Raw genomic sequence first — 16,169 nt, forward strand, 5'->3', positions numbered from 1 at the left:
TTAGGCTACCTCACACCGATAAAATATGGTGTGGCGGCAGCCTAATCAAGGTGTTTTTATTAGTGTCTCATATAGCTAGGTCAGTCTACTTATAGCTTCAATTAGTTAGCTTTCTTTTCGTTACCTGAAGCGATGACCGCTTGCATTTCTGATTTCAACGCATCCGAACGTGGTCCGAAGATGGCTTGAATGTTGTTACCGACTTCAAGGACACCAGCTGCCCCAAGGCGTTTCAACTCTTCTTTGTTGACTTGGCTCTTATCTTTTACTTCGACGCGGAGACGTGTGATACATGCGTCAAGGTGTTTGATGTTTTGTGAACCACCGAAACCAACGAGGATATCTTGTGCAAGTTCCGAACCTGTAGCAGTTGATTGCTCAACGACTTCATCTTCACGGCCCGGTGTTTTAAGATTGAACTTACGGATAACGAAGCGGAATCCGAAGTAGTAAACGACTGCGAACACGAGACCGACTGGAATGACGAGCCACCAGTCTGTACGGTTAGGAAGTACACCGAAGAGAAGGTAGTCGATCAAACCGCCCGAGAACGTCATCCCGATTTTGACGTTCAAGATGTGCATGACCATGAATGAAAGGCCAGCGAAGACTGCGTGTACTGCGAACAAGAGTGGAGCAACGAACAAGAATGAGAACTCGATCGGCTCAGTGATACCAGTCAAGAACGATGTAAGTGCTGCCGAAGCCAAGAGACCACCGACGACTGCTTTACGTTCAGGACGTGCTTCGTGGTACATTGCGAGTGCTGCTGCTGGAAGACCGAACATCATGAACGGGTACTTACCAGTCATGAACGTACCGGCTGTGAGCTCAGCGCCATCACGAATTTGTGCGAAGAAGATAGCTTGGTCACCACGAACGATGTTACCCGCTGCATCCGTGTACGAGCCGAACTCGAACCAGAATGGTGAGTAGAAGATGTGGTGAAGACCGAATGGAATCAATGAACGTTCGATCAAACCGAAGATGAATGCCGCGAAGGTGCGGTTTTCAGTCAACATGAAGTTTGAGAACGTGTTCAAGCCGTGCTGTACTGGTGGCCAGATGAGAAGCATGACGAAACCAGCGACAACTGCCAATACCGCAGTAACGATTGGGACGAAACGCTTACCAGCGAAGAAGCCAAGGAATTGCGGCAACTCGATGTTGAAGTACTTATTATATGCCCAGGCGGCGATCAGACCGACGATGATCCCTCCGAATACCCCAGTTTGGAGCGTTGGAATCCCGAGTACTGATGCGTAAGCCGGATCACCTTGTGCGATGATTTCAGGTGTGAGTTCGAGCCAAACACCCATAACTTTGTTCATGATGAGGAATCCGACGATGGCTGCGAGTCCGGCAACGCCGTCCCCTGCTAAACCGATCGCGACACCAACTGCGAATAAGAGTGCTAAGTTCGAGAAGATAATGCCACCCGCTTGCTCCATGAGCTGAGCGAATTTCACAACGCCTTCGTTCGTTAACCAACCAGCGCGTGATGTAAGGGCCGGGTTTTGCATCGCGTTACCGAATGCAAGAAGAAGACCGGCTGCCGGCAAAATCGCAACAGGAAGCATAAGTGCTTTACCGACTTTTTGAAGAACACCAAAGATCTGCTTAAACATGATAAATCCTCCTTTTTGTGATTGTTTCGTGCGGAAAGACGACTGTAGATGTCAGACAACCGACGTATCTAAACGTTTTCATAATAAACGTTTATAAAAACAGAAACAGGCATGAATAAGGTATAGAACGTAGACCTCTCCTAATAGAGAAATCGGTGCGTTCCACTCCTTACTCATGCCTGATCGAATCAGTAACACGTAAGATACGTGGTATCAGTTATCTACTTGTTAGGCGCTGGAGATGCATCGTCAAATATGTCGCTTCACCTCGCGGGACCGGACGCTTTAATTCGCGTTCCATGATGCCCATCAGCTCCCAAGCAGTACTATAGCATAGCGGATATTCTTCGCGCAATACCTTTTCAATTTTTTGTGGGGCCTCCACCATCTCACCCGTCGCAACCCGCTCAACGGCGTACCTTAAGTGCCGAAGTAAGCGCTTATAATCGAGTGAACTCCGGTCCATTTTGACGTTCAAACGACTCTCAATCGTCTGAACGATCTGCCCGATAATTTGGTTGTGTCGATTGACCTCGAGGACGTTTTTGAACGTCGTCGCCGAATGGATGTGGAGCGCGATGAAACCGATCTCCGCGTCCGGCAATAACACGTCAAGCCGCTCGTGAATCATATCGACGATACGTTCGGCGAGCGCGTACTCGTTCGGATAGAGCGATTCGGTCTCAAGCAAGAACGGATTCGTGACTTCCATCCCTTGTTCAATCCGCTTCATCGTGAAGAACAAGTGGTCGGTCAAACCGATATGAATATGTTGGTCGACTTTTTTACCGGTGTTGTTCTCGATAAAGCCGACGATTTCTTGCATGAAAGCAATAAAGTCCTCGTCGACGTGTTTGACGAGTTCACGATATTGCGATTGCTCTTCTTTGTCCGTCAGTTGATACACTTTCTCCGGGACACTGGCCGGGTCGACGAGATCGCCCGCTTTCTTGCCGAAGCCAATCCCTTTCCCGAGTAGAATGACTTCCGGTTCCGGATCATGTTGGCAAATGACAACGCTATTATTCAACACTTTCTTGATCGTATACATCGGTAATGTCATTCGTATCGCATCCCTTACTCACTATAATCGTTTCGTACTAAGTATATCGGTTCATCCCCTAAAAAAGTAGGCGGAAAACAAAAAAGACGAACATTTCTGTCGTCTTTAAAACATTGAATAACCACTCTTGCGCAAGTAGCGAATCGTGATTCCAGCCAAAATCGCACCGAGCAACCCGAAACCGAGCATGAACACATCCAGAAATTGAAGGCCGAGCACGCGTTCGTAAACGTTGGCGAGCGCAGTCGATGTCTCAGTGATGTAACTCGAGAGCTTGACGTTATCAATCATCATAATGACGAAAATCGGATAGATGAACACGAGCGTCCATGTTTTTTTAAGCAGCATGTTCAAAATGAAGCCGATGCTGAAGAAGATGACCAAATAAAGAATCGCCCCAATGACAGCCTGGATAATATGCATGCGATTGCCCCCTTTTCCCGTTGTCTATTATACCGAATCGTTTGCGCTTAGGTCAAAGGTGAACCGTACGCCACCGACAATAAAAAAGTGACCCGCTCCTATGAGCGGGCCACTCAGATATATGGCTTAGAATTTACCTTTTTTAAGGACGAGACCGTACTTCTTCAATTCGAGGAAGTGTTTGTTGTCGATCACTTTCTTCATGAATGAAGCGTTACGACCGAAGATCTTTTTGCCCATGACGATGCCGATGCCATCGTTATGGCCAAGTGATGCGACTGTCCCTTTGCTCTCATACGTGAATTTCGAAGTTGATTTCCCGTTGATGAGGGCAGCGATGTTTTTCGCCACGTTGTGCGCTTGTTGAGTCGCGATTTGGGCAGTCGGTGGGTATGGACGGTTTGAGACCGGATCCATGACAGCCGAGCAGTCACCGATGATGAAGACGTTGTCGTGACCAGGGGCACGGTTGTCCGCCTCGACCATGACACGGTTCCGAACCGCTTCAAAGCCAGACTTCTCAACGATCGGGCTACCGCTGACGCCACCTGTCCAGAGAATCGTGTTCGCTTCAATCGTCTCTGTCGTGTCGCCTTGGAGTGGACCGAACGTGACAACACCAGGCTCAACGCCTTTAATGCCGTTGCCGAGTTTCATCTCGACGCCGTTGCGCTCGAGCCATTTCTGCGCGTACGTCGTGAGTTCTGGGTCGAAACCAGGAAGTACAGTCGGAGCGGCTTCGATGTTCACGATGCGAACCGCTTCACGTGGCACGTCATACTGTTTGCAAAGCTCAGGCACACGGTTGACGAGCTCACCGAGGAACTCGATTCCTGTGAATCCTGCGCCACCGACAACGATCGTCACGTACGAGCGGTCAGCTGAACCGTTCGTTTTATATTGAGCGAACGAGTACTCGATATGTTCTTTGATTTTACGGACGCTGTTCAATGAACTGATTGTCATCGCGTTCTCTTTAAGGCCAGGGATACCGAATGTTTCAGGTACGCCGCCGAGTGCGAACACGACATAATCATATTCAACGGCTGAACCGTCTACGAGCAAGACTTGTTTTGCCGTAGTATCGACGCGATCGACGATCCCTTTGACAAATTTCACACGTGACGGGTTCACGACGTCGTTGATGTAGATGCGAGCTTGATCCGGTTTCATCGTTCCGGCCGCTGGCTCATGAAGCCACGTCGTCTGGTAATGGTAATCATGCTTGTTGATGAGCGTGATGTTCGCGTCGCCAGCTGAGAGCGTCTTCTGGAGGTTCACCGCTGTGATGAGTCCACCGAAACCTGCGCCAAGAATAACAATGTTAGGTCGTTTCATGTTCATTTCCACCTTGTTTTGATAGTTTTGTTTTCTTGAACAATCATGTTGTGTGTTTTTTCACATGAATGTTCACAATAAAGCCTAAACCTTGTTCAACCAATGTTCACAATTGCTTCTCGTTCATTGTACGCTGTTTATTTCGTTTTCTCAATGGAAAAGCTTATCTTCTTGAATTTTTTTTGAATGTATAGGATGTTTGTACAGAATGGATTTAATTCACGATTGTCACTATAATGGATGTATACGTTTTGAGGAGGAATTCGATGAAATCGACGAAAGATGTGATCATCATCGGTGGCGGCCCGGTCGGACTGTTCACCGCATTTTATGCAGGTATGCGCCAACTCGATACGGCGTTGATTGAAAGTTTGCCGCAGCTCGGCGGACAATTATCGACACTGTATCCAGAAAAATATATTTACGACATCGCCGGCTTCCCGAAAGTGAAAGCCCAAGATTTGATTGACCAATTAAAAGCCCAAGCCGATCAGTTCGAGCAGGACTATCGCCTCGGGGAGACAGTTGAAACAGTCGAGCGTCTCGAGGACGGCACGTTCCAGATTACGACGAATAAAGACGAGTACCATACGAAAGCAATCATCATCACGGCTGGGAACGGGGCATTCGCCGCACGACCACTCGGTCTCGATGGTTGCGAAGATTATGCCAACCTTCATTACTTCGTCGACAACATGGAGAAGTTCCGCGACCGCCGCGTCATGATCGCTGGCGGCGGCGACTCTGCCGTCGACTGGGCGCTCATGCTTGAAGGCATCGCCAAGGAAGTCCATATCGTTCACCGCCGTGACCGTTTCCGTGCCCACGAGCATACGGTCGAGCAAATGAAGGCCTCGACGATCAACGTGTGGACGCCATATAACATTGAGTCACTTTCAGGTGAGACACACATCGAGTCGGTCGAATTGACGGACAAAGACGGCGAATCGAAATTCGTCGAAATCGACGACCTCATCTGTAACTACGGTTTCGTCTCATCGCTCGGCCCAATCAAAAACTGGGGCATGGAGTTCGAGAAGAACACGATCCGCGTCGACTCACGCATGGAGACGACGGTCGCCGGCATCTTCGCCTGTGGTGACATCGCGACTTATGAAGGAAAAGTGAAATTGATTGCGACAGGCTTCGGTGAAGCCCCGATCGCCATCAACCAAGTGAAGCAGCTCGTCGACCCGACAGCGCGTCACCCGCAACATTCGACTTCGGTATTTGCCGGGAAATAATGATGTGGCCCTCATCGCGATGATGAGGGCCATTTTCATTTGCGGATTGTTTGCACAATGACCCGGTCAAGCCAGTCGTCGAGTTGAGTGAAGACGAAACCGGCCTTTTTCGCCTCGGCGATCGACATATAATAGTCGACGTCCGTATCGTACGGCGATGACTCGCCATCTTTGATGATCTGGACCGGTTTATTTAAGTGATGACCGATCCGTTCCATGAGTGCCCCGAGCGAGATGACCCCTTCACTCGCCGCGTTGAACGGCCCGGTCACGTTCGCCCGACCGACCCATTCTAGAAAGGCGGCCGCCTCAAAACTTGAGATGAACCCCATCTTCGCTTCCGGGTGATGCAGCACGATCGGCTCTTCCCGTCGGACGGCGTCGATATAAAACTTGAGACGGTCTGTATAGTCGTCGGGTCCGAGCACGATCGGCAAGCGGACCGTCGCGACCGGGAACGAGGCGCGATGGAAGAAATAAGATTCAGCCTCTCGCTTCCCTTGCCCGTAATCATGTTCGGATTCGAGATGATAGTCATGATGGAGCGGATTGAAATCACTTTCTTTCAACTCGGCGCCTGGCGCATAAACCGACATCGTCGACGTGAGCACATATTTACCGACTTGGTCCATGAAAGCGTCCGAGGCGATCTTTGCCTGGTACGGGTTAAAACAAATATTGTCATAGACGAGGTCGTAATGGTCGCGTGACAAATCTTTCATCGTCGCCACCGACTGTCGGTCCCCTCTGATCGACCGGATGCCCTCCGCCTCGGGTACTTGCAGTTGTCCACGCGTCACAATCGTCACATCGTCACCGGCCTCCGCCAACCGAAGCGCCAACCGCTTTCCAAAATAGCGTGAGCCACCGAAAATCAATACTTTTCTCATCGTCCCTGCCCCTCCTACATGAAATGACATCTCTTTTCATTTTCCCTTGCATCCTCTCGACTAATCTTCCACATCCTTGAATATTTTTGTTATTCTTATATATATATAGAGAAGAAAGAGGCGAGACGCATGCATCAGATCACATTAGAAAAAGGATGGTCGTGTGAATTACCGACACAATATGCCATTTACCAAAGCTTATCGGACTTCAGCCGTTACTCGGTCCTTGACCAAGAGGAAGAGAGCGTCTGTTCGTTCCGCATCACGAACGACACGTGTAAAATCACAGCGTTTCGTCCTTGGCAACATCAAATCGAGTTAGACGCGGCTTCGAAACTCATTCGATTAATTCTGATTGAAGAGACAGACTGAATACAAAAAAGGCCAATCATGAGACATGATTGGCCTTTCGTTTAGCAATCCCCAGGTGTCCCGGCGTTCGATGCCGTCCGGAAACTCGAGCCGCAACCGCACGTGGCGATGGCGTTCGGATTTTTAATCGTGAAGCCGCCTCCGAGCATCGACTGCTTATAGTCAATCTCGAGACCGTCGACGACCCCGTGATCGGCTTCCGCGACGATGACACGGACACCATAGTGGTCAAACTGAACGTCCTTGTCTGTCTTATCCTCATCAAACCCCATCCCATAAGACAGGCCGGTACACCCGCCCCCTTGCACTTTGATCCGCAAGTACTGGTCGTCGGGGCGTTCGGTCTGTTTCATCATATCGATGACTTGTAATGCGGCTGATTCTGTCAAATGAATCATCTGAACTCCTCCTTCGTTATCTTAACTTCAAGTCAACTGACTTGAGATTTTGTGAAATATCTTGTATAACTAAACTGTAACAAAAAAAATTAAATCGTTCCATCTTCGGGGCAGGGTGAAATTCCCGACCGGCGGTATTGAAGACAAGTTCTTCTCAGCCCGTGAGCGAGCAAGGCGTTGCTTGCTGATTTCGTGAGATTCGAAAGCCGACAGTAAAGTCTGGATGGGAGAAGATGGCGGCATCCGACCGATATCCGGATGTTTTCTTCGGCGTGGTCTAAACACCGATGAGAACATCTATTTCGTATGCGCGTAAACTCTCCCGATTGTTTGATACAATCGGGTTTTTCTATGCGACGGGTGCCATTCATCAAGGAGCGACAAAAGGAGAGATTTTGATGAAAACAACGCGCAACAAACGATTGACAACACTGGTGACGCTATCGATGCTCGGGGCCATTTCTTTTGTCCTCATGCTCTTTAACTTCCCGCTGCCTTTCCTACCACCGTTCCTAAAAGTGGATTTCAGTGACATTCCCGCGCTCGTCGCCGGGATCGTGTTCTCCCCACTCGCAGGCGTCGTGGTCGTCGCTCTAAAAAACGTCCTCTACTATGTCTTCAACGGTGGCGGCGTTCCGGTCGGCGAAGTCGCGAACTTCTTTGCAGGCGTCGCCTTCATGTATCCGGTCGCATGGTTCTACCATAAACGTAAAACGAATAAAGCGCTCGCTTCAGGCCTCGTGGCCGGTACGATCACGATGGCACTCAGCTTGGCAATCTTGAACTATTTGCTCATCTTACCAGCCTACGCGTTCTTCTTCGGCATGACCGAGATGGCGCAACCGGCAGTCAAAACGGACCTCGTCCTATACGGTATCTTGCCGTTCAACTTCATTAAGGCCTTGTTGATCAGCGCCTTGTTCGTCCCACTCTTCCTCAAATTGAAGCCGTGGATCGAACGCCAGCGCATGCAACTTCAAGCGTAACTGACAAGCACCTAGACCGGGGTCTAGGTGCTTTTTGTATAGGTACGCTATGCTAATGAGAGAATAGGAGGAGATGGATTGAACACGACTGAAGATGTGACCCATTTTTTAGAGACTGATGTGGAACTGATGCGTCTGTTGACAATCGTCGCTTCGCTCGGTTTACCCGATTGGTGGATTTGTGCCGGATACGTGCGGGCAAAAATATGGGATGACGCGCACGGCTACGAAGTACCGACGCCGATCGAGGACGTCGATGTCATCTACTTTGACCGATCTCACATCGACGAGGCGATTGAAAAACAGTATGAGGCACAACTGCACGACCTGTTACCGAACGTCCCTTGGTCGGTCAAAAACCAGGCCCGCATGCATCTGGTCAATCAATTGCCACCGTATCAATCTGCGGTCGATGCCTTGGCCCATTTCCCTGAGACGGTCACGGCCATCGGTGTCAGTCTTGGTGCGGGCGGACGCTTGAAGCTGGCCGCCCCTTACGGTATCGACGACATAGTCGAACTAAAGTTACGACCGACCCCGGCCTTTGCGAACGACGCTTCACACCATCATATTTATCGAGTCCGGATCAATAAAAAGAATTGGCAAGCCACTTGGCCGAGACTCCAAGAAGTGGATATACCTCGTCAGGAACGATAAAACCCCACCGTTTCCTGGTCAATCCCTTCTATCGGTCCTAGTCACATATGACAAACCTGACAGAAGAATGCACCTAAGTAACTTAGCTTTGTTACTTTTGTGCGGATAATTTTACTCTATGTAATACTCGAACGTGAATCGGTGTTACTAATTCAATTAATGCCACCTCTACAATTTTTCCAGCTATAGGTTTTACAATATCAGTACAATATTCAAAAGCATCTTTCATCTTTTCTTTAGACAATCTGTTTGCCAGTGTACAGTGCGGAATCCATGAGTCCGGCAAATATAAGGACTCAGCGTTATCATTAAACTCCCCAAATATACAATAATGCTCTAAGTGGAGGCTCCTCAATCCGGATGAGATTGTAGGTGAAAGAAAAAGTGCACTCGATTGAATGAACGTACCCAACGTACTAAATGTTAGATTTATAATCTCCTTCGATTGATAGTAGCTGTCCATCAGTTCGATATACGCCTCAACATTCAAACTACTGTAACTAGCTAATGTTATATGAGGTTGTCGATTCGAGACTTCATATGCATAAGAAGTAATTCCTTCTTGTTTCAAGCCTTCCCATACCTCTTGAATTCGTTTCTCCGTTTGTTCATCAAAAAGCGCTATCATTCCATACATATGTCATTCCTCCCCAAAAAAGAGTGACCACCGAAGTGATCACTCTGAGTATATCGTATTTGATTAGAGAAGCAGACCAGCAAGCGTGGCTGACATCAAGTTAGCAAGCGTACCTGCGAGAATCGCGAGGACACCCATGCGCGCGATATCGTTCCGACGGTTCGGTGCCATTCCACCAAGACCACCGAGAAGGATAGCGAGTGACGAGATGTTAGCGAATCCACAGAGTGCGAACGCGATCATAGCTTCCGTACGTGCCGAGAGGTCACCAGAACCGATGATTGGTGCGAATTCAGAGAAAGCGACGAATTCGTTCAACACGAGTTTTTGTCCGAGGAAGCTACCGAATTGAACAGCATCTGCCCATGGCACACCGATCACGAATGCGAGCGGTGCGAACACATAACCAAGAATCAATTGAAGCGTGAGACCGTCGAAACCGAACAAGCCACCGATTCCACCGAGAATCAAGTTAACGAGCGCGATCAATGAAACGAAGGCGAGAAGCATCGCACCGACGTTCAATGCAAGGAAGAGACCGTCAGAGGCACCGCGAGCGGCTGCATCGACGAAGTTCGCTGCCTTGTTCTCTTCATCTTCAGCGATTTCGATATCGTCATCCGGTACGTCTGTTTCCGGGACGATGATTTTCGCGAACATGAGACCAGCAGGAGCAGCCATGAAGCTCGCTGCGAGCAAGTACTCGAGCGGTACACCAAGAGCAGCGTATCCAGCAAGAACTGAACCGGCAACCGAGGCGAGACCACCGACCATGACAGCGAAGAGTTCCGATTGCGTCATCGTTGGAAGGTAAGGTTTGATGACGAGCGGTGCTTCCGTCTGACCGACGAAGATGTTCGCTGTCGCTGAGAGCGATTCTTTAGGTGATGTGCCAAGTGCTTTGGCGAGAGCCGTACCGAGGATACGGATCACCCACTGCATGACACCTACATAGTAGAGAAGTGCGATGAGTGACGACATGAAGACGATAATCGTCAACACTTGGAACGCGAAGACGAAGTTGTCTCCGCCGACAGCTGTACCGAAGACGAAACTAATCCCGGCGTTCGCCGTGTTCAAGACGTTCTGGACGCCTCCTGAGATCCATTCTAACGCGTTACGTCCTACTGTAGTGAAGAGGACGAGGAAGGCGAACGTAAACTGTACCGCGAAAGCGGCAAGCACGGTGCGCCATTTGATGGCTTTACGGTTGGTCGAGAAGATGTAAGCGATTCCAATTAGTGCCAAAATACCAACCACGCTCATGATATTCATTGGTGTTGTGCTCCTTTCATATTGGGGAAACCTGATAATGTGATATACCCGAATCGAGATGTGTCCTACCGTTTGAAACGCTTTCTTTTTCTGTTGTTAAACGTCAGACAACATACATTCGAACCTCTTTGAATATAACAGACCCTTTTTAAAAATGCAACGGGTCAAAACGGTCAAAATAAAAAAAGTTTGAAGGTCCTTCAAACTTTTTCACCATGCCATTTCTTCAATTTTTTCATATACATTCGTCACGAGTTGTTCCGGTGTATCCCCGGTCACGACCTCACCATCGACGAGACAAAACAAGTCAAGCGAACAGACGCCGCAGTAGCCCGTACAGCCATATTCGACGACGTCTAAGTCTGGATCGGACTCTAATTTGGCGCGGGCGATTTGTGAACCCATCGCTAAATTGGAGGCACAGAACTCAATGATCGGATTCATCATGTCATTCACCCTTCCCCTTTCCTTCAAAGCAGGAAAATGGTTCTTCTACGGCGTATTATAACATGATACAGTTGAAGTGTAACAAAGGGGGATTTTTATGCGCAAATTAGTCGTCTTGGGAGGCGGTTACGGGGGTATGCGTGTAATCGAACGTGTCCTCGGCCATCAGCTGAAGGACGTATCGATCACACTCATCGACCGTCTACCTTACCATGGATTAAAAACAGAGTATTATGCACTTGCGGCGGGGACCGTGTCGGATCGTGACATCCGCATCGATTTTCCAGAAGAGGTCGACTACATATACGGCCAAGTCACCGATATCGATACGGGGGACAAAATGGTCCTGCTCGCGAGCGGGGAAAAAGTGCCGTACGACGACCTCGTCATCGGCCTCGGTTGCGAGGACAAGTATCACAACGTGCCCGGTGCCGCCGAGTTCACGTACAGCATCCAAACGTTAGAAGAATCACGCAAGACCCAGCAAGCAATCAACGGCCTATCTCCGGGATCGGTCGTCTCGATCGTCGGTGCCGGCCTGTCCGGTGTCGAGCTCGCCAGCGAGCTGCGCGAGAGTCGTCCCGACTTGACGGTCCGTTTGTTCGACCGCGGCCCGTCCGTCCTATCGTTCCTATCAAACCGCGTCTCGATGTATGTCCAGTCTTGGTTCGAGGAACATGGTGTCGAAGTCATCAATAACTCGAACATCGTCCGGGTCGACGCCGATGGGTTATGGAACCATGAACAGCACTTCGCTTCCGATTTGACGGTGTGGACCGCCGGGATTCAACCGGTCGCCGTCGTCCGCAACCAAGGTTGGGAACTCGACGGGGGTGGACGTGTCAAATTGACACCACACCACTACGTCCCGGAACAGCCCGACATCTTCGTCGTCGGGGACAACGCCAGCCTGCCGTATGCACCTTCGGGTCAGCTCGCGGAAGCGCAGGCCGAACAGATCGTCCAAGTGCTACTCTGTAAATGGAAAGGTGTCGGGTATCCAGATTTGCCGGATATCAAACTCCGAGGCACGTTAGGATCGCTTGGGAAGAAGGCCGGATTCGGCGTCTTCATGGGCAAGCAGTCGCTCACCGGAAAAGTCGCGCGATTGCTCAAGTCCGGAATTCTTTGGAAACATAAAGTCATTAAATAACATGCCTGGGTCGGCCATCTCGGTCGATCCTTTTTAGTGTAAAGCAATCCATTTGTCGTTCAGCCACCGTCGTGTTGAGCCAAAAGTCTTGTATCTGAATCCCCTGTATCCTTATCTAAATATTCAGATTATTGATTCGATTGACATATTCTACCCGTTGGCAAAACTTGTTACTCTAGGGTCACGGCCGAACGACTTCGTGTCGCCTCGCCTACATAACCCGAAGGAGGAAACAAGTTGAAAAAAATCTGTAGCACCGTCCTCGCCTCATTGCTCGTCTTGTCAACCGTCCCGGAAGCCGCGGAAGCTGCTCCCAACAAATCGAAAGAACGCGTCATCGTCGTCTTCAAAGAGTCAGCGAAGAACATCCCGCTCTCAATCGAAGGCATGGAAGTTCGCCAACAGTACAAAAACATTCCGGCCGCAGCGCTCGAAGTACCGAAGGCTGCCTTGAATGGCTTGAAGAACAACCCGAACGTCGCCCACATGGAAGTCGATCAAACGGTACAAATCGAAAATCAGACGCAAGACTGGGGCATTCCGAAGTTGAAAGCTCCATCAGCTTGGCAGAGTGGCTACACCGGGAAAGGCGTGAAAGTATCGGTCGTTGATACCGGAATCTCGCCGCACCCTGATTTGACGATTTCTGGTGGTGCCTCGTTCAGTACAGTCACGAGCTCATACGCGGATGACAACGGTCACGGGACGCACGTCGCTGGTATTATCGGGGCCCGTAACAACAGCATTGGGACCGTCGGGATTGCCCACGAGGCGAGCATTTACGCCGTCAAGGCACTCGAGGCGAACGGTAGCGGTAGCCTATCGAGTATTATCGCCGGGATCGATTGGTCAATCACGAACGATATGGACGTCATCAACTTGAGTCTCGGGACGACGAGTCCATCCTCAACGCTCCAACAAGTCGTCGACCGTGCCAATAATGCTGGCATCCTCGTCGTCGCGGCAGCCGGTAACAACGGACGCACCGACGGATCGGGCGACCTCGTCAACTACCCGGCCCGATACAGCTCGGCCATCGCTGTCGCAGCGACGGACATCAACAACAATCGCGCCTCATTCTCGGCTACAGGCAGCACGGTCGAAGTCGCGGCACCAGGCGTGAGCATCAACTCGACACTCGCAACTGGCGGATACGGCCAAATGAGCGGGACATCGATGGCGACTCCGTACGTCGCCGGTAACCTCGCACTCATGAAGCAAGCGTTCCCGACGTTGTCGAGCTCGCAACTCCGCACGAAACTGTCACAAGATTCGATCGACCTCGGAACGGCCGGCCGTGACACCTGGTTCGGGAACGGACTCGTGCAAGCACCGACGTCTGGCGGCACGACGCAACCGGTCCAAGCGCTCACGACGACAGTATCGACATCGAAATCAACTTACTACGCTGGTGAAGTCGTCTCGATTTCTTCAACAGTCCGGAATTCGAACGGCCAAGCGGTCGCGAACGCCGACGTCCGTGTGACGGTCACACAGCCAAACGGCGCGACGCTCACAGGAACAGGCAAGACAAGTTCAACGGGCGCCATCACGTTCACGCTCTCGACAAGCTCTTCGTCACAACGTGGGACGTATCAAGTAAAATCTGATGCGACGCTCACTGGTTACACGGCAGGTTCGGCGACGTCGTCGTTCCGTCTTCTATAACGCACAAGAGTCGAACGACAATCGTCGCTCGACTCTTTTCATGCTGTCGTCTGTTCAATGGCCGAATAGACTTTCCGTAGTTGGACGACCCCTTCGTCCACCACTTCCCCATCGATGAGCACGAGCGGATAGAACCACTCGTCCTGCTTGATCGCTTCGGCGATGTCATCGTCCGCCGTCTCAAAATCGATATACTCGAACTCAAACGCCTGATTCGGATATTTCCGTGCCAATGCGCTTTGCAACCATTCGTATGTCTCAATCGAACTCGGCGCCCCGACACAGCTCGCACACTGTACTTCGGCCCCATATACCGTGATTTTCATATCCATTCCCCCTCTTCTTTCCTATTATACAAAAATCAAGAAGCTGCATCGTCACAAAACGCTCAGCGTTAATGATTGAGAAACAATCTCAAACTTGCTAGAATGAAAGAGAACCAGAAAGGGGTAGATACCATGGAAATGTTTGATCAAGTCCAAGAAGTACTCGATAAATTACGCCCGTTCTTGCTTCGCGACGGCGGTGACGTCGAACTCGTTGATGTAGAAGAAGGCATCGTCAAACTTCGTTTGATGGGTGCATGCGGCAGCTGCCCATCTTCAACAATTACATTGAAAGCCGGGATTGAGCGCGCGCTCATTGAAGAAGTACCTGGCATCGTTGAAGTCGAACAAGTATTCTAAACAAAAAGGGAGACAATCATGTCATCCCTTTTTTTCATGCATGTGTCCATTCGTCCAAGCTCTCGACCATATAGGTTGGGAGTTTTTCTTGTTCCTGAATGAAAGCCGGACCATGTACGCCTGAGTTGACGTGGAGCGTCCGAATCCCGCCGTTGATCCCGAACAAGATGTCGGTATGGTAGTTATCCCCGACCATGACGACTTCTTCTTTCGTGAGACCAATCATCTCAAGCGCGATATCGACCATGACCGGTTCTGGTTTGCCGATAAAGAACGGATCTTTTTCCGTCGTTACCGTCAAGACGGACGTGAGTGCACCGTTCCCTGGTAAAAAGCCGCGTTCGGTCGGAATGGCGATATCGCCGTTCGTCGAGATGAAACGAGCGCCGGAACGGATCGCGAGCGCGCCTTTCGCCAACTTTTCGTATGTGATGTGTCGGTCGAGCCCGACGACGACGTAATCCGCCTTCGCCTCTTCCGTCACATGGAAACCGCGTTCTTCGAGCGCCAGGCGCAGGCCATCTTCACCGATCATGTAAATCGTCGCCCCTGGCGTCATCTTCTCGATATAACGGGCCGTCGCCATCGCACTCGTCAATACGTGCTCAGGCGTCACATGCACACCCATCGAGACAAGTTTATCCGCCACTTGCTCCGGCGTCATCGACGCGTTGTTCGTGACGAATAAGTATGGGAAGCCGGTCGCCTCGAGTCGATTCACAAAATCGACCGCTGCTTGAATCGGGGCCGTCCCCGCATACATCGTGCCATCTAAATCAAATAAGTATCCTTTAATCGGATTCATCCAATCACTCGCTTTCTGGTAAAAATGCTGATACAGGACCGAGCTCCACCTCGAGATAGCGTCGGACCTGCTCCGGGAATGCCTCGAACGTTGATTTATCACGGTCGACCCAGGCGTCGAACCGGGCCGAATCTGCCGTGACGAACTCCCTGACATAGTGCGCCCGTAATCCGACGAGCGCTTTCGTCGCTTCCGCCGTCTCAGCGTCGAGCACACGCTCGTCGAGCAAGATGTCGACAATATCCTCATAGCTGCCCGGGTCACGCATGATGAACCCGTCAATCATCGAGTTGCCGACGTCAATCACGCCCTCCATCAAGTGAACGGCCAAACGTTGTTTCGCCAGCTCGATGGTGAACGCGTCCCCCTCTAATTGATCGAGTCGACTGAGCATCGTCTCCATATGGGTCAACGTCTCGTTAATCTTTTCTCTGTTTACAAAATACATCGCAATCCCCCCTGCCTCCTATAGTAATCCTTTTTCTCGTTCGAGAAAAGA

Annotated in this window: 19 protein-coding genes and 1 riboswitch; of the genes, 7 read left to right on the plus strand and 12 right to left on the minus strand. The window is 50.4% G+C overall.

What is annotated here, in order from left to right; genetic code table 11:
* Positions 1 to 101: 101 nt before the first annotated feature.
* The 4 genes from ptsG to KNP67_RS12465 form a co-directional block, all read right to left on the minus strand.
* Positions 102 to 1,628 (minus strand): glucose-specific PTS transporter subunit IIBC, encoded by a 1,527-nt coding sequence (gene ptsG / locus KNP67_RS12450; protein ID WP_021065528.1) that lies wholly within the window; start codon positions 1,626 to 1,628, stop codon positions 102 to 104.
* 217 nt (positions 1,629 to 1,845) lie between these two features.
* Positions 1,846 to 2,691: a glucose PTS transporter transcription antiterminator GlcT gene (glcT, locus tag KNP67_RS12455; protein ID WP_021065527.1), complete on the minus strand. Its 846-nt coding sequence runs from the start codon at positions 2,689 to 2,691 to the stop codon at positions 1,846 to 1,848.
* 105 nt (positions 2,692 to 2,796) lie between these two features.
* Positions 2,797 to 3,114, minus strand: a complete 318-nt coding sequence (locus tag KNP67_RS12460) for a YuiB family protein (protein WP_029595123.1) — start codon at positions 3,112 to 3,114, stop codon at positions 2,797 to 2,799.
* 126 nt (positions 3,115 to 3,240) lie between these two features.
* Positions 3,241 to 4,452 (minus strand): NAD(P)/FAD-dependent oxidoreductase, encoded by a 1,212-nt coding sequence (locus KNP67_RS12465; protein WP_021065525.1) that lies wholly within the window; start codon positions 4,450 to 4,452, stop codon positions 3,241 to 3,243.
* A 266-nt stretch (positions 4,453 to 4,718) separates the two neighbouring features.
* Between KNP67_RS12465 and KNP67_RS12470 the strand changes: the two genes are divergently transcribed.
* Positions 4,719 to 5,696, plus strand: a complete 978-nt coding sequence (locus tag KNP67_RS12470) for an NAD(P)/FAD-dependent oxidoreductase (RefSeq protein WP_034778371.1) — start codon at positions 4,719 to 4,721, stop codon at positions 5,694 to 5,696.
* A 35-nt stretch (positions 5,697 to 5,731) separates the two neighbouring features.
* Here the strand turns inward: KNP67_RS12470 and KNP67_RS12475 are convergent, their stop codons facing one another.
* Positions 5,732 to 6,586, minus strand: coding sequence for an NAD-dependent epimerase/dehydratase family protein (locus tag KNP67_RS12475; protein ID WP_214706587.1), 855 nt, complete (start codon positions 6,584 to 6,586; stop codon positions 5,732 to 5,734).
* A gap of 129 nt (positions 6,587 to 6,715) precedes the next feature.
* Between KNP67_RS12475 and KNP67_RS12480 the strand changes: the two genes are divergently transcribed.
* Entirely contained in the window at positions 6,716 to 6,958 is a 243-nt protein-coding gene (locus tag KNP67_RS12480; RefSeq protein WP_029595120.1) for a hypothetical protein, read from the plus strand.
* A gap of 41 nt (positions 6,959 to 6,999) precedes the next feature.
* On the opposite strand, the gene KNP67_RS12485 is transcribed toward KNP67_RS12480, so the two are convergent.
* Positions 7,000 to 7,356: a HesB/IscA family protein gene (locus KNP67_RS12485; protein ID WP_029595119.1), complete on the minus strand. Its 357-nt coding sequence runs from the start codon at positions 7,354 to 7,356 to the stop codon at positions 7,000 to 7,002.
* Between the two features lie 97 nt (positions 7,357 to 7,453).
* Positions 7,454 to 7,595, plus strand: a riboswitch (FMN riboswitch).
* Between the two features lie 159 nt (positions 7,596 to 7,754).
* Here KNP67_RS12485 and KNP67_RS12490 point away from each other — a divergent pair.
* Both KNP67_RS12490 and KNP67_RS12495 read left to right on the plus strand, forming a co-directional pair.
* Entirely contained in the window at positions 7,755 to 8,342 is a 588-nt protein-coding gene (locus KNP67_RS12490; protein WP_029595118.1) for an ECF transporter S component, read from the plus strand.
* A 129-nt stretch (positions 8,343 to 8,471) separates the two neighbouring features.
* Positions 8,472 to 8,999 carry a nucleotidyltransferase family protein gene (locus tag KNP67_RS12495; RefSeq protein WP_131472412.1) on the plus strand — a complete coding sequence of 176 codons (528 nt, stop codon included), beginning with the start codon at positions 8,472 to 8,474 and terminating at the stop codon, positions 8,997 to 8,999.
* A 91-nt stretch (positions 9,000 to 9,090) separates the two neighbouring features.
* Here the strand turns inward: KNP67_RS12495 and KNP67_RS12500 are convergent, their stop codons facing one another.
* The 3 genes from KNP67_RS12500 to KNP67_RS12510 form a co-directional block, all read right to left on the minus strand.
* Positions 9,091 to 9,636, minus strand: coding sequence for a 2'-5' RNA ligase family protein (locus tag KNP67_RS12500; RefSeq protein ID WP_029595116.1), 546 nt, complete (start codon positions 9,634 to 9,636; stop codon positions 9,091 to 9,093).
* 63 nt (positions 9,637 to 9,699) lie between these two features.
* Positions 9,700 to 10,911, minus strand: coding sequence for a NupC/NupG family nucleoside CNT transporter (locus KNP67_RS12505; protein ID WP_214756716.1), 1,212 nt, complete (start codon positions 10,909 to 10,911; stop codon positions 9,700 to 9,702).
* Positions 10,912 to 11,121: 210 nt separating this feature from the next.
* Entirely contained in the window at positions 11,122 to 11,358 is a 237-nt protein-coding gene (locus tag KNP67_RS12510; protein WP_021065517.1) for a YuzB family protein, read from the minus strand.
* Positions 11,359 to 11,455: 97 nt separating this feature from the next.
* Between KNP67_RS12510 and KNP67_RS12515 the strand changes: the two genes are divergently transcribed.
* Together KNP67_RS12515 and KNP67_RS12520 are read left to right on the plus strand one after the other, a co-directional pair.
* A complete protein-coding gene (locus tag KNP67_RS12515; protein WP_034778394.1) occupies positions 11,456 to 12,511 on the plus strand; it encodes an NAD(P)/FAD-dependent oxidoreductase in 1,056 nt (351 codons plus the stop codon).
* Positions 12,512 to 12,748: 237 nt separating this feature from the next.
* Positions 12,749 to 14,179, plus strand: coding sequence for a S8 family serine peptidase (locus KNP67_RS12520; RefSeq protein ID WP_214756717.1), 1,431 nt, complete (start codon positions 12,749 to 12,751; stop codon positions 14,177 to 14,179).
* A gap of 38 nt (positions 14,180 to 14,217) precedes the next feature.
* On the opposite strand, the gene KNP67_RS12525 is transcribed toward KNP67_RS12520, so the two are convergent.
* Complete coding sequence (locus KNP67_RS12525) at positions 14,218 to 14,511, minus strand: DUF1462 family protein (RefSeq protein WP_029595112.1); 294 nt, start codon at positions 14,509 to 14,511, stop codon at positions 14,218 to 14,220.
* A gap of 96 nt (positions 14,512 to 14,607) precedes the next feature.
* Here KNP67_RS12525 and KNP67_RS12530 point away from each other — a divergent pair, with 96 nt between their 5' ends.
* Entirely contained in the window at positions 14,608 to 14,865 is a 258-nt protein-coding gene (locus tag KNP67_RS12530) for a NifU family protein (protein WP_228617585.1), read from the plus strand.
* 34 nt (positions 14,866 to 14,899) lie between these two features.
* Here KNP67_RS12530 and KNP67_RS12535 read toward each other — a convergent pair whose 3' ends face one another.
* Together KNP67_RS12535 and KNP67_RS12540 are read right to left on the minus strand one after the other, a co-directional pair.
* Positions 14,900 to 15,670 (minus strand): TIGR01457 family HAD-type hydrolase, encoded by a 771-nt coding sequence (locus KNP67_RS12535; RefSeq protein WP_021065513.1) that lies wholly within the window; start codon positions 15,668 to 15,670, stop codon positions 14,900 to 14,902.
* A 4-nt stretch (positions 15,671 to 15,674) separates the two neighbouring features.
* On the minus strand, positions 15,675 to 16,118 hold the full coding sequence (locus KNP67_RS12540) for a DUF86 domain-containing protein (protein WP_214717638.1): 444 nt from the start codon (positions 16,116 to 16,118) through the stop codon (positions 15,675 to 15,677).
* Positions 16,119 to 16,169: the final 51 nt, after the last annotated feature.

This window comes from Exiguobacterium sp. s157 (assembly GCF_018618205.1).
In the GTDB taxonomy this organism is placed as follows: Bacteria; Bacillota; Bacilli; order Exiguobacteriales; family Exiguobacteriaceae; genus Exiguobacterium; species Exiguobacterium chiriqhucha.

What these genes read in the sequence shown, in the direction of transcription:
- ptsG (WP_021065528.1), bottom strand. Translation starts at nt 1,628, where the DNA reads ATGTTTAAGCAGATCTTTGGTGTTCTTCAAAAAGTCGGTAAAGCACTT.
- glcT (WP_021065527.1), bottom strand. Translation starts at nt 2,691, where the DNA reads ATGACATTACCGATGTATACGATCAAGAAAGTGTTGAATAATAGCGTT.
- KNP67_RS12460 (WP_029595123.1), bottom strand. Translation starts at nt 3,114, where the DNA reads ATGCATATTATCCAGGCTGTCATTGGGGCGATTCTTTATTTGGTCATC.
- KNP67_RS12465 (WP_021065525.1), bottom strand. Translation starts at nt 4,452, where the DNA reads ATGAAACGACCTAACATTGTTATTCTTGGCGCAGGTTTCGGTGGACTC.
- KNP67_RS12470 (WP_034778371.1), top strand. Translation starts at nt 4,719, where the DNA reads ATGAAATCGACGAAAGATGTGATCATCATCGGTGGCGGCCCGGTCGGA.
- KNP67_RS12475 (WP_214706587.1), bottom strand. Translation starts at nt 6,586, where the DNA reads ATGAGAAAAGTATTGATTTTCGGTGGCTCACGCTATTTTGGAAAGCGG.
- KNP67_RS12480 (WP_029595120.1), top strand. Translation starts at nt 6,716, where the DNA reads ATGCATCAGATCACATTAGAAAAAGGATGGTCGTGTGAATTACCGACA.
- KNP67_RS12485 (WP_029595119.1), bottom strand. Translation starts at nt 7,356, where the DNA reads ATGATTCATTTGACAGAATCAGCCGCATTACAAGTCATCGATATGATG.
- KNP67_RS12490 (WP_029595118.1), top strand. Translation starts at nt 7,755, where the DNA reads ATGAAAACAACGCGCAACAAACGATTGACAACACTGGTGACGCTATCG.
- KNP67_RS12495 (WP_131472412.1), top strand. Translation starts at nt 8,472, where the DNA reads ATGCGTCTGTTGACAATCGTCGCTTCGCTCGGTTTACCCGATTGGTGG.
- KNP67_RS12500 (WP_029595116.1), bottom strand. Translation starts at nt 9,636, where the DNA reads ATGTATGGAATGATAGCGCTTTTTGATGAACAAACGGAGAAACGAATT.
- KNP67_RS12505 (WP_214756716.1), bottom strand. Translation starts at nt 10,911, where the DNA reads ATGAATATCATGAGCGTGGTTGGTATTTTGGCACTAATTGGAATCGCT.
- KNP67_RS12510 (WP_021065517.1), bottom strand. Translation starts at nt 11,358, where the DNA reads ATGATGAATCCGATCATTGAGTTCTGTGCCTCCAATTTAGCGATGGGT.
- KNP67_RS12515 (WP_034778394.1), top strand. Translation starts at nt 11,456, where the DNA reads ATGCGCAAATTAGTCGTCTTGGGAGGCGGTTACGGGGGTATGCGTGTA.
- KNP67_RS12525 (WP_029595112.1), bottom strand. Translation starts at nt 14,511, where the DNA reads ATGGATATGAAAATCACGGTATATGGGGCCGAAGTACAGTGTGCGAGC.
- KNP67_RS12530 (WP_228617585.1), top strand. Translation starts at nt 14,608, where the DNA reads ATGAAAGAGAACCAGAAAGGGGTAGATACCATGGAAATGTTTGATCAA.
- KNP67_RS12535 (WP_021065513.1), bottom strand. Translation starts at nt 15,670, where the DNA reads ATGAATCCGATTAAAGGATACTTATTTGATTTAGATGGCACGATGTAT.
- KNP67_RS12540 (WP_214717638.1), bottom strand. Translation starts at nt 16,118, where the DNA reads ATGTATTTTGTAAACAGAGAAAAGATTAACGAGACGTTGACCCATATG.